This is a genomic window from Croceibacterium ferulae (assembly GCF_003660445.1).
Taxonomy (GTDB): domain Bacteria; phylum Pseudomonadota; class Alphaproteobacteria; order Sphingomonadales; family Sphingomonadaceae; genus Croceibacterium; species Croceibacterium ferulae.
Genome location: NZ_QZVQ01000014.1, coordinates 17,321 through 30,452, shown reverse-complemented (window position 1 = coordinate 30,452; position 13,132 = coordinate 17,321). Strand labels below are relative to the sequence as shown.

General features: G+C 63.9%; 7 protein-coding genes. 6 read left to right on the top strand and 1 reads right to left on the bottom strand.

All coding sequences use genetic code 11. The features are described from left to right. Positions 1–153 precede the first annotated feature (153 nt). The 6 genes from D5S08_RS14605 to D5S08_RS14580 all read left to right on the top strand — a co-directional run bounded on the left by D5S08_RS14605 (position 154) and on the right by D5S08_RS14580 (position 11,530). Complete coding sequence (locus tag D5S08_RS14605) at positions 154–1,143, top strand: LacI family DNA-binding transcriptional regulator (RefSeq protein WP_121119871.1); 990 nt, start codon at positions 154–156, stop codon at positions 1,141–1,143. A gap of 139 nt (positions 1,144–1,282) precedes the next feature. Beyond that, positions 1,283–3,793 (top strand): TIM-barrel domain-containing protein, encoded by a 2,511-nt coding sequence (locus tag D5S08_RS14600; RefSeq protein WP_241557436.1) that lies wholly within the window; start codon positions 1,283–1,285, stop codon positions 3,791–3,793. Between the two features lie 198 nt (positions 3,794–3,991). Then, entirely contained in the window at positions 3,992–6,841 is a 2,850-nt protein-coding gene (locus D5S08_RS14595; RefSeq protein WP_241557435.1) for a TonB-dependent receptor, read from the top strand. Positions 6,842–6,895: 54 nt separating this feature from the next. After that, positions 6,896–8,377, top strand: coding sequence for a tryptophan halogenase family protein (locus D5S08_RS14590; protein WP_241557434.1), 1,482 nt, complete (start codon positions 6,896–6,898; stop codon positions 8,375–8,377). Further along, positions 8,374–10,221 carry an alpha-amylase family glycosyl hydrolase gene (locus D5S08_RS14585; protein ID WP_121119867.1) on the top strand — a complete coding sequence of 616 codons (1,848 nt, stop codon included), beginning with the start codon at positions 8,374–8,376 and terminating at the stop codon, positions 10,219–10,221. The genes D5S08_RS14590 and D5S08_RS14585 overlap by 4 nt, the downstream gene beginning before the upstream one ends. 28 nt (positions 10,222–10,249) lie before the next feature. Further along, a complete protein-coding gene (locus D5S08_RS14580; RefSeq protein WP_121119865.1) occupies positions 10,250–11,530 on the top strand; it encodes a sugar MFS transporter in 1,281 nt (426 codons plus the stop codon). Between the two features lie 45 nt (positions 11,531–11,575). Here D5S08_RS14580 and D5S08_RS14575 read toward each other — a convergent pair whose 3' ends face one another. Continuing rightward, on the bottom strand, positions 11,576–12,994 hold the full coding sequence (locus D5S08_RS14575) for a carboxylesterase/lipase family protein (RefSeq protein ID WP_121119863.1): 1,419 nt from the start codon (positions 12,992–12,994) through the stop codon (positions 11,576–11,578). Positions 12,995–13,132: the final 138 nt, after the last annotated feature.

The following is a 13,132-nucleotide window of genomic DNA, read 5'->3' as shown; positions in this document are numbered from 1 at the left end:
CCCGCAGCTGAACGGTTGGCACCGGCAAAGCCTCATCTAGCGTCCAGATCAATCCATGGCTCGGTTCAGTCCCAGAAAAAGCTTGCGGCCTGTCCCGGCAGATGCCCAACGCGAGGAAGGGAGAGTGGTCCGTTGGTCGTTCGAAAAGAAGTTATGAAACTGGCGGATATCGCCGAACTTGCCGGCGTCACCGCTGCCACCGTCTCACGGGCACTGTCGGGTCACGCACAGATCAGCCCGGAGACCAGGCGCAAGGTCATGGAGATCGCCAACAATCACGGTTTCCGCGTCAACCAGGCCGCACGCAACCTGCGGCTTGGGCGCACGCAATCGATCGGTGTGGTCATTCCGCTGGGCCACGAAAGCGCGCAGCGGGTGTCCGACCCGTTCTATACCGCATTGATCGGTCACCTGATGGACGGACTTGCTCAACGCGAGCACGCAATGCTGCTTTCCGCGGTCAATCCGCACGATCCCGACTGGCTGGACAACCTGGCTCGCAGCGGCCGGGTCGATGGCATAATAGTTCTGTGCCAATCGGATCAGGAGGCCGCGCTGCGCCTGGTAGGGCGCAGTTACATGCCTTTGATCGTCTGGGGCGAAACCGCCGGGGTCGATGGCGATTACTGCTGTGTCGGGACCGACAACCACATGGGCGGGCGACTGGCGACCGCACACCTGTTGGAGCTGGGCAAGCGCCAGATCGCCTTTGCCGGCATGACCGACATCCCGGAACTTGCCGCACGTTACGCCGGATACCTGCAGGCTCACCAGGATCGCGGCATCACCCCGGGCCCACATATCCCGGTGCCGTTGTCCTTCGATCCGCGGCTGAACTCGCTCGAAAGGGCCTTGGCCACCAGTTCGGACATCGACGCCGTCGTAGCCGCATCCGACGTGATTGCGATGGGCGTGATCCGGGCCATCGTGGAAAGTGGCCGGCGGGTACCGGACGACGTCCCGGTCGTCGGGTACGACGATGTGACCCTGGCCGCGCACATCATGCCGGCGTTGACCACGATCCGCCAGGATCTGAGCGCCGCGGCGCAGGTCATGCTGGATCTGCTGTTCAGGCGTATGGCAGGCGAGGCGACGGAATCCGTGTGCCTGCCACTGGACATGGTGCGCCGCCAGTCCGCCTAGGAGCCCTGCTCCGAACCCCACCAGCACGCCGTGGCATGCAACGTCTTGTTGTTCGCTGCCAATCCTTGTAACCGCAGCCACTGTAATCGATTACGTAGTCTAATGAGAGGCCGAATCGGCTCACGAAAGGGGAGGAAGAATGTTCCGTCATCGCAAGACCATGCTGCTGTGCGCCGCTCTGTCAGCCAGCGTGCTGGCTTCCGCTGCTCTGCCCGCCCGTGCGCAGAGCCAGACCGCCTCCGCTGCAATGGCAGCGCAGCCCGCCGGGATGGAGGTTGTGCGTGCGGATATGCGGATGCGTGTCACGGCCCTGACCGACGACATCCTGCGTGTCACCATCGGGCGCGACGGCACCATGCCAGAAGATGCCAGCTGGGCAGTGCCGCCTGAAATGCGCCAAGGCGAAGCGCGTGTAACAGCAGCGCCGGACGGCTTCTCCACCGCCACAATGCGCGTTTCGTTTGCAGACGGACGGCTCACTGTCACCGACATGTCTGGCGCGGTGATCACGCAAGACGCCCCGAAATCGGTGAAGCTGGACGGCAGCGCATTTACCCTGCGCAAGGCCATGCCTCAGTCAGAGCGCTATTTCGGCCTGGGCGACAAGACCGGCGGGATGGACCGCCGCGGCAAGAGCTTCGTCAACTGGAACACCGATGCGTTCGGCTTCTCCTCGGCTGACGACCCCATCTACAAGTCCATTCCCTTCTTTATCGGTGTCGGCGGGGCCGGTGGGAGCTACGGCATCTTCCTGGACAACACCTGGCGCACCTGGTTCGATTTCGGCCACAAGGAAGAAGGAGTGCTGTCTTTCGGCGGCCCGGATGGCCCGATCGATTATTACATCATCAACGGCCCCTCCACGGCGGAGGTCGTGCGCCGCTACACTGACCTGACCGGCAAGGCGCCGCTGACCCCGCAATGGGCGCTGGGCTACCAGCAGTCACGTTACAGCTACATGTCCGCAGAGGAAGTGCGCGATGTTGCGGCCCGGCTGCGTGCCGAGCGCATACCGACTGACGTGATGTGGCTCGACATCGACTTCCAGGACCGCAACCGCCCGTTCACGGTCAACACCAAGACCTTCCCTGACCTGCCCGGCCTTATCAAGGATTTGGGTGACGACGGCATGAAGGTGATCACCATCACCGACCTGCACATCGCCGCCGCCCCGAACGAAGGCTACACGCCTTATGACACCGGCACTGCCGGCGATCACTGGGTGAAGCGCGCCGACGGGCAGACCTATGTCGCGCCTGTCTGGCCGGGTCCGTCCGTGTTTCCCGATTTTACGCAGGAAAGCACACGTGACTGGTGGGGCGCCCTGTTTGAGGAACAGCTGGACTGGGGCGTCGCGGGTGCGTGGAACGACATGAACGAGCCGGCGATCTTCGAGACGCCGACCAAGACCATGCCGCTGGACAACGTCCACCGTATCGCCAGTGACGATTTCGCGCCACGCACCGCCACCCAGCTGGAAATGCACAACGTTTACGGGATGGAGAACACCCGGGCGACGTATGACGGCTTGCGGACGCTGCGCCCAGACGAACGGGCCTATCTCATGACCCGCGCCAGCTATGCCGGCGGGCAGCGCTACTCCGTGACCTGGACGGGCGACAACACCGCCAGCTGGGATCACCTGAAGCTGTCGATCCAGCAGATCATCAATCTGGGCCTGTCGGGCTTCTCCTATTCGGGCGCCGATGTCAGCGGCTTCGGTGGCGGACCCAGCGCGGACCTGCTGACCCGCTGGTTCCAGATCGGCGCCTTCTATCCCGTGTTCCGCAACCATTCGGCAAAGGACACGCCCCGCGTTGAACCATGGGTCGATGGTCCGGAGCATCTGGCGATCCGCCGCCGGTTCATCGAGGAACGGTACCGCCTGATGCCGTATCTGTATGGCCTGGCGGAACTGAATGCGCGCACCGGCGACCCGATCCTGCGCCCGGTATTCTACGACTACCCCACCGCCCTGAACGCCGCGTGCGATCAGAGCTGGACCTTCACTGTTGGCGGGGCAATGCTGGTAGCGCCGCCGCCCAAGCCGGAATCGCCGCAGCAGTACGATGTGTGTCTGCCGGCAGGTGGATGGTACGATTACTGGACCGGACTCCCTGCCGGGAAGCCTGCAACCGATCAGGGTGACGCACCGATCCAGTCGGCGTCCCAGGCGACTGGCGGGGTGCGGGTCGCAAGCAGCATCGTGCGCGAGACCCCCCGCCTGGATCACCTGCCGATCTTCGTGCGCGCCGGCACCATCCTGCCGCGGCAGGCGGTGGTGCAAAGCCTGTCGGAAACGCCGGCGGGACCGCTGATGTTGGACGTCTATCCTGGCGAGGATTGCCGGGGAACGCTCTACGCGGATGACGGGCATTCGATGGCCTTCCAGCAGGGAAGCTATCTGCGCCAAGAGCTGACCTGCGCCGTTACTCCGGAGGGTGTCAGCATCGATATCGGTGCGCGCGAAGGGCAGTTCCGCCCATGGTGGGAGCAGATCGCCGTCACAGTGCATGGCTGGGACGGAACAGCGGATGTGCGCCAGGGCCGGCGTACCCTCGACAGCCGCAGTGATGCCGCCACTCGCACGGTAGCGTTCACGCTCGGTACGTCAGGTCGGGCGGCCAAGATCACCATTGCCCGCAAGTGATCGGCACATCGGGCAGCGGACCGTGATTCGCTGCCCGATGTTGCTGAAAAGCCACGTTTCATTACTGCACAGTGACGGTTCGGGATCCCTCTTGTCTGTCCCACCAGCTCCACTGTAAACGATTACGTAACAACCAGCGCTTGCAAGGAATCGGCGGCCCGAAGGGGAGGATCCGTCCGGTCCACGAGGGGATGATTCATGATTGAGCCGATTTCGACCGGGAAGACTGTTGCCCTGTCCTCCGCCATCGCGCGCCATGCAGCTGCCGGGACCAGCATCGTGGCAATTGCCGCCTCGCTGATGCTGGCCGCGCCAGCCGCCGCGCAGGCCGGCCAGGCTTCCACCAATGTGCCCGACCCGAACGCGAGTTCGGCCACCGCCGGCAACCCGAACGAGGCACCCAGTGCCGACGGGCTCCAGCCAGAGGCCGGCGCAGGCGCCGACGGTTCGGCCGAGATCGTGGTGACCGGCTTCCGGGCCGCGTTGGAGAATGCGGTCGCGGCTAAGCGTACGCGGGACGTGGTTGTGGAATCCGTATCGGCGGAAGATATCGGCAAGCTGCCCGACGCCTCGATCGCCGAATCCATCGCCCGGCTTCCGGGTTTGACGAGCCAGCGGGTCAGCGGCCGATCGAACCAGATCTCCATCCGCGGCTTTGCGCCCGATTTCGCCACCACCCTGCTGAACGGCCGTGAACAGACCTCGACCGGTGACAACCGCGCGGTGGAATACGACCAGTACCCGTCTGAAGTGGTCAATCAGGTGCTCGTGTACAAAACAGCCGATGCCTCGCTGATCGGACAGGGCCTGTCCGGGACGGTCGATCTGCGCACCATCCGCCCGCTGGAATATGGCCGTCAGGTCGTTTCCATCGGCGCCCGCGGCACCTATGCCGACGCGGGCAAGCTCAACGCCGGGTCGCAGGACCTCGGTTACCGCGTCAACGCTACCTATGTCGACCAGTTTGCCGACGGCACGCTGGGTGTGGCTCTGTCCGCATCCTATCTGGATGAGCCGTACCAGATCCAGGAATACAATGCGTGGGGCTTCGACACGGCGAACCCTTCAGCGCCGGGCGTGGCGGTGATCGGTGGTTCCAAGTCCTATGTCACATCCACCACGCTGACGCGCCTTGGCCTGCAGGGAACGGTGGAATGGCGGCCGACCGACAGCATCACCACCACGTTCGATGCATTCTATTCCGATTTCAACGACGATCAGATCAAGCGCGGGATCGAACTGCCGCTCAGCTATGCCGGCACAATCACCGATGCGGCGGGCAACGCTGTGCCCAAGTCGCCACTAACCGATGCCGTGATCACGGACGGTCTGGTCACCTCGGGCACGTTCAACAATGTCGAGGGACTGGTGCGCAATGACGGCTTCGAACGTAGCGCGAAGCTGTACTCCTTCGGCTGGAACGGCCGCTGGAAAGGTGACAACGGGTGGAGCGCCCAGCTTGACGCAAGCTACTCGCGCACCGACCGGAATGAGATCGTCCTTGAAACTTACGGCGGCACCGGTTTCGGACCGAACACGGGCGCAACCGACACGATCGGCTTTGCCACCGGCGAGCAGGGTTCGACGTTCAGCCCGACGCTCGACTATTCCGATCCCAACCTGATTCTGCTGACCGATCCGCTCGGCTGGGGAGGTGTGAACCGCCAGGCTGGCTATTACAACGACCGCGACATCAAGGACGAGATCAAGCAGTTCCGTGCCGAACTGGAAAAGGAACTTGATGGCGGGTTCCTGGCCAGCGTGCGGGCCGGCGTGAACTATACCACCCGCACAAAGGATCTGGTGCCAACCCAGTTCTTCCTGGCCCTTCCCGATGAAGCGCTGAGCCAGGTTATTCCGGCGCAGTATGTGCTGGAATCGACGGATGTGTCCTATCTGGGGTTGGGGCCGATCCTCAGCTACGATCCGCGCGCGCTGCTTGATGGCGGCGTCTATGATCGGGTCCCAAACCTGTCGAACGATGTCATCTCGTCCGCTTTCCGCGTGGATGAGGATGTCATCACCGCTTACGCGCAGGGCACGATCGACCAGGAGATCGGCGATGCGGACCTGACCGGCAATGTCGGCCTGCAGGCCGTGTTCACGGACCAGTCCTCCTCCGGTCTGGTGTTCAATGGCGCCGGCTTCAGCGAGCTTGAGCGGGGCGACAAGTATGTCGATGTGCTGCCCAGCATCAACCTGTCGCTGCGCCTGCCCAGCGACTGGGTGTTCCGCCTCGGTGCCGCACGGCAGATGCAGCGCCCGCGGATGGACGATATGCGCGTTGCCAATGGCTACGGCTACAACACGCAGGAAGAGATCATCAGTGGTAGCGGCGGCAACCCGTATCTGCGGCCGATCCGGTCGAATTCGTTCGACGTCACGGTCGAAAAGTACTTCGGCAACAGTGGCTATGTTGCGGCGCAGGGCTTCTACAAGGACCTGAAGAGCTTCGTCTACAACCTGGAAGTGCCGTTCGACTTCGCCGGCTTTCCCCTGCCCACCGGCGCTCCCGAAGGCACGCCGACGCTGGGGCGCAACACGCAACCGATCAATGGCGAAGGCGGCAGCATCTATGGCGCCGAACTCGCCAGCACGTTGCAGCTGGGCGACGTGTTCGCAGCGCTGGACGGCTTTGGCGTCACCGGTGGTGGTTCTTACACCAAGACGGAGATCGTCCCGACGCCCGGCGGCTTGGCAGAGGACATCCCCGGCTATTCGCGCTGGGTGCTGAACGGCACCGCCTTCTTCGAGAAGTGGGGCCTGAACGTACGCGGCTCGGTGCGCTACCGCTCCACCTTCGTGGGTGAGCTGTCGGGCTTTGGCGCGGCGCGTACCCGCCGTCGTGCGTTGGACGAGACGATCGTGGACGCGCAGGTCGGATACGACTTCTCCTCCGGCACGCTGAACGGCCTGTCGCTGTTCCTGCAGGGCCAGAACCTGACCGACGCCCCGTTCGTGACCATCAATGGTCAGGAACGCGCACAGGTCATCGATTACCAGACCTATGGCCGCCGGTTCCTGGCCGGGTTCAGCTACAAGTTCTGACCATCATTCCGCGCACCGTCGTTCATGTGGCGGCGGTGCGCGATGGGAGGGACCATGCATGATTTCGTGATCGTGGGCGGCGGCACCGCCGGCTGGATGGCCGCCGCCGCCCTTGCTCGCTTCCTGCCACACGGGCGCAGCGTCGCGCTGGTGGAATCCGATGCGATCGGCCGTGTCGGGGTTGGCGAGGCAACGATCCCGCAGATCCGCCTGTTCAACAAGAGCCTGGGGATCGACGACGCCGAACTGATCCACCAGACCAATGGCACGATCAAGCTGGGCATCGAATTCGTCGACTGGTCCCAGAATGGCAGCCGCTATTACCACGCGTTCGGAACAATCGGCCGCAAGCTGGGACTGGTCCCGTTTCATCATTACTGGCTGCGGCATCAGGCACAGCAGCCGGATGCAGATTTATGGGCGTTCTCTACCAGCGCGCTGGCCGCCCGGGCCAACCGCTTCGCGCCCGATCAGGGCCGGCCCGACCTGCCCACCGGCCTTGCTTGGGCATTCCAGTTCGACGCTGCGCTCTACGCCGCCTTCCTGCGTAGCTATGCTGAAGGGCGCGGCGTGCAGCGCACGGAAGGGCGCGTGGCCGATATCCGCCGCGATGGCGCCAGCGGCCTGATACAGGCGGTACAGCTGGACGATGGCCGCAGCCTCGCCGGCCGTTTCTTTATCGACTGCACCGGCTTTGCCAGCATGCTGCTGGGCGGCACGCTGGGGGTCGGCTTCGATGATTGGAGCCGCTGGCTCCCTTGCGACCGCGCGCTCGCCGTGCAGTGCGACGGTGTCCGCCCGCTCACCCCCTACACCCGCGCCACCGCGCACCCGGCAGGCTGGCAGTGGCGCATCCCCCTGCAGCACCGGACCGGCAACGGCCTGGTCTACAGCAGCGCGCACATGGACGATCAGCAGGCCGCCGACACCCTTCTCTCCAATCTTGACGGCCGCTCCCTTTCGCAGCCCCTCCCCCTGCATTTCCGCGCGGGACGCCGCCGCCAAGCCTGGTTCGGAAATTGCGTGGCGCTGGGCCTTGCCGCCGGCTTCCTCGAACCGCTGGAATCCACCAGCATCCACCTGATCCAGTCGGGGATCGCCCGCCTCCTGGAGCTTCTGCCAGGGGCCGACGTCGCACCTGCCCTGGCAGCGGAATACAATAGGCAGACGGAACGCGAATGGCAGGCCGTGCGGGACTTCCTGATCCTGCATTATTACGCCAATGATCGGCCCGAACCGTTCTGGGTCGAACGCCGGTCCACTCCCCTGCCCGAACGGCTGCAGCACCGCATCGACCTGTTCCGCGCCACCGGCCAGATCGCGCGCGATCCCGACGACCTGTTTACCGAAGTCGCCTGGCTGCAGGTGATGGTGGGACAGGGGATCGTGCCGGCAGGGCATCACCCTCTGGCCGATGCGCCTGACCCCGCCGAACTGACAGAATTTCTCGCCCTCTCCCGGCGCCATTCGGCCGCGACGGTCGACCGGATGCCCTCGCACGAAGCCTTCCTTGCCGCACTGGAGACGCCCGCATGACCCCCTCTCGCCTGATCGGCTCCGCCCTGCCCGCGCTAGCCCTGCTATTCTCCGCCCCCGCCGCCTGGGCACAGGCCGCGCCGCCTACCGCCACCGCGGTCCAGCAGCGTCTGCCGCAGGACGAGGTGATCTACTTCGTGCTGCCCGACCGGTTCGAGAATGGCGACAGGGGCAATGATCGCGGCGGCCTGTCCGGCGATCGTTCCGTCACCGGCTTTGATCCCGCGGATACCGGGTTCTACCATGGCGGCGATCTGAAAGGGCTGCTGCAGCGGCTCGACTATCTCCAGGACCTTGGCGTGACGGCGTTGTGGGTCGGACCGATCTTCCGCAACAAGCCGGTTCAGGGTCCGCCAGGCCGCCAGTCCGCGGGCTATCATGGCTATTGGATCACGGATTTTGAGCATGTCGATCCGCACTTTGGGACGGATGCCGACTTTGCCGCTCTCGTTGAAGCTGCCCATGAGCGCGGCCTGAAAGTATACATGGATATCGTCGTCAACCACACGGCCGACGTAATCAGTTATCGCGAATGCGACGGCGACAACGGCGCAAGTGGGGACTGCACCTATCGCGGGCTGGCGGAATTCCCCTACATCACTGCTGGCAGGATCGACGGTGAACCGATCAACCCCGGCTTCAAGGGCGATGCCGATGCCGATCCGGCCAACTGGGCGCAGCTGACAGATCCGGCCTGGGCATACCAGCCTTACATCCCCGCCGGAGAGGAGGCTGCCAAGAGCCCAGCCTGGCTGAACGATCCGCTCCTGTACCACAACCGTGGCAACACCAGCTTCGCCGGCGAAAGCTCCACCATGGGCGACTTCTTCGGGCTCGACGATGTCATGACGGAACATCCCAGGGTTGTTGAGGGAATGATCGATATCTTCGGTGGCTGGATCGAGCGCTTCGGCATCGATGGGTTCCGCATCGACACGGCGCGACATGTGAACCCGGAGTTCTGGCAGGCCTTCGTCCCCGCAATGCTCGATCGGGCCCGGACGCGCGGCGTCCCGAATTTCCACATCTTCGGCGAAGTTGCGCTGCACTCGCTCGATGCGGGGGGCCTCGCCAGATTTACCCGCGTCGACAAACTGCCGGCCGTGCTCGACTTCGCCTTCCGCGAGGCGGTCGTCCAGACGGTGGCCGGCACGTCTGGCACCAATGCATTCGAGACGCTGTTCGACGGCGATGCACTATACGAACACGGCTTCGACACCGCACTCACCTTGCCCACCTTCACCGGCAATCACGACGATGGCCGCTTCGGCTTCCAGCTTCGGCGGGCCTTCCCACAAGCTAGCGATGCCGAGCTGCTGGAACGCACCATGCTCGCTAACGCCATGCTGCTGACGCTGCGCGGCGTGCCGACGATCTACTCAGGCGACGAGCAGGGCTTTACCGGAGATGGCGGCGACCAGGGATCGCGGGAGGACATGTTCGCCAGCGAAGTCGCCAGCTACAATGACAACACCCTGCTCGGCAGCGATGCGACCACCGCCGAGATCAATTTTGACACCGCACATCCGCTGTTTCGCCAGATTGCCGAGTTGGCCCGTATCCGCACGGGCCATGCCGCGCTGACCCGCGGGCGGCAGGTTCTGCGCGCGCGTGGCGATACGCCCGGCCTGCTGGCGATATCGCGCTTCGACCCCGCCAGCGGCCGTGAAATGCTGCTGGTCTTCAACACCTCCACGAAGACCATGACGCAACAGGTGCAGGTGGAGACCGCCTCCAGCGCCTTTGCTGCCCTTGCCGGCACGTGCGCGCCGACGGCCAGCGCCCCTGGCAGCGTCGCCGTCACCCTGCCTCCGTTGGGCTACGCCATCTGCCAGGCACAGTAATTTCCCCTTCTCCAATCAGGTTGCACCCATGGCCATCGCTCCTTCTGCACTGCACGCCGACCGCTCGGCCGCGCCCGTTCAGGCGCCCGGATTGCAGGGCTTCGTCTTTGCGCTGTTCTTCATCTTCGGCGGGATCACCAGCCTAAATGACGTGATCATCCCCAAACTGAAGGAGCTGTTCACGCTGAACTACACACAGGCGATGCTGGTGCAGTTCTGCTTCTTCACCGCATACCTGCTGGTCGGCATTCCGGCATCGCAGCTGGTCAAACGCATCGGGTACATGCGTGGAGCGGTGGTGGGCCTGGTCGCAATGATGATTGGCTGCCTGCTGTTTATTCCCGCGGCGCAGAGCGCCACCTATCCGCTGTTCCTGTTCGCCCTGTTCGTGCTGGCGAGCGGAGTGGTGCTGGTGCAGGTGGTGGCCAATCCGCTGATCAGCCTGCTCGGCAATCCGAAAACGGCGCACAGCCGGCTGACCTTCGCGCAGGCGTTCAACTCGCTAGGCACCACGATCTTCCCTTATGTCGGCTCCATCCTGATCTTGGGCAGCCTTGTGACGGTGTCCGCAGCGGAACTCTCCGGTCCGGCACTCGATGCCTATCGCCGGGCGGAAAGCCAAGCGATCGTGAACGGCTATGTCGGCCTTGCCGCCGCCATTGCCGTGGTGGCGCTGGTCGTTTGGCTGTTCCGCAACCGGCTCAAGGGCGAACGGCACGAACCCTCCAGCATGCTGGGCGGCCTCGACCTGCTGCGCCGTCCGCGGTTCGGGTTCGGCGCATTGTCGATCTTTCTATATGTGGGGGCGGAGGTCTCGATCGGCTCCCTCGTTATCAACTACCTGATGCAGGACCGTGTGCTCGACGCTCCTGAAAGTGCGGTTGGCTGGATGGTCAGCCTTTATTGGGCGGGTGCAATGGTTGGCCGCTTTCTTGGGTCCGCCGTTCTGCGCGTCGTGAGCCCGGGGCTGGTGCTGGCCTGTGCTGCGGCGGGTGCAATCGTGCTGCTGGGCATTTCCACCAATTCGGACGGCACGTTGGCTGCCTACAGCATCCTGGCGGTCGGATTGGCAAACGCGATCATGTTCCCGACCATCTTCAGTCTCGCCTCCGAAAACCTGGGGTCACGGGCAGCGGACGGTTCGGGCCTGATCAATGTCGCGATCTTCGGCGGCGCCGTGATCCCGCTTGCTACCGGAATGCTGGCCGATCTGAGCGGCAGTCTCGCGGTCGCGCTGATCCTGCCCGCGCTGTGCTATGCAGCGATTGCCGGCTTCGGCATCTTCGCCAGAAAGCCTGCAATGCTGTAGCTGCATCAATGGCTGTGAAGAGCCGAAAGCGGGAGAGCACGAAGCTCAGCGTGCTCGGCTTGCATCGATCTCGGCCCCCCAAGGGTCGGGTTTGACCTCAGCCCTTCCGCTCTCAGCGAAGTCCATGATCATGTCGCTGGCGCGTGTATATCGCGGCCACAAGGGCAAGCCCGGTCCATTCGGCTCACCCGTTCTTGCAAAGTGGACGATGTAATCCGCGATCGTTCTGCCGATCGCAATGTCCTGGGGCGTTGTCGCGCTGCCATACTTGATTGCCGTATTGTCGAAAAAGAACGGGATCTCGGAAGCGTGCTGCGCACCGGTCTGGCCGATTGCGTCCGCGACATAGGAGAAGCGGTAGTGCCACACGGGCACGCCCTTGTCGGCCAGCATACCCGCTGCTTCGCGCGCGCCGGCGATCATGTATCCGACTGGCCCGCCAATATCCGCGCTGGTCGCCCCCACGATCATTGGAACCGGCGCGAAGGCATCGCTGGCATAGGCTTTGTCCATGTCCACGGCGACCGTCCCGTCCGGGAATGGACGTGTGAAGGTCCGCGGCCCTTGAGTTTCGGATAGCTGCGACAGGTTCAGCCCGCCGGTCACCTCCTCCGCGCTCAGTTGCCGCAAACGCTGCAACGCATCGGAAGCGGTCGGATCGAGCCCCTGGGCCCGAGCGAAGTTCACCCCGATCTCTTCCGCCTCGGCCAGCGTAACATCCGCTGATTTTGCATCGCCGCCGGACATCACCACGGCCTTGTGGAACAGACCGCGTGCCAATGGGGAGGTCACCAGATTGTGCACCGACATGCCACCTGCGCTTTCGCCGATGACCGTGACGTTGCCCGGATCGCCGCCGAACGCCGCAACGTTCTCCCGCAGCCAACCTAAGGCGGCGACCTGGTCCATGAACCCGTAATTGCCCAGCAACCCGTCGTCGGCATTCTCAGCGGTCAATTGCGGAAACGCGAAGAACCCGAACCGCCCGACACGATAGTTGAAGCTGACGAACAGCACCCCGCGGCCTGCGATGGCGGCGCCCGCATAGGTGGGCGGCGAGGCGCCGCCATTCACGAAACCGCCGCCATAGATCCACACCACGACCGGCAATCGCCCGTTCGCTGCCTCCGCCGGACGCCAGACGTTGGCATACAGGCAATCCTCGGCCGGCTCAGTGCCAAGGGGCGCCGCGTCACTCGGGAACGGCTCCTGCATGCAGTCGCTCGCATATTCGGTTGCGTCGCGGATACCTGTCCAATCTTGCACTGGCTGCGTCGCGCGCCAACGCAGCGGCCCTACCGGCGGCACGGCAAATGGAATTCCCTTCCAACTCGCTACACCGTCTTCCACTGCCCCCTGCAGACTGCCATTGGCCACCTGTACAACTGCTTGGCTATCCTGCGCCTGCGAGGGCGGAGTGGATGCCAGCGCTACGCACCCGGCAAGGACTAGCACCTTCAACATTCTCAAAAACCTCCTGTAGCCCACGCGATCTGTCAGAGATGCATAGCCGATCCGTGGCCCTTCATAACACTTTCCTGATTGGATCCTGCATCGGGTATGATGGTCGACTATTAGCCTCGACTCCGGCGTGAACACGAC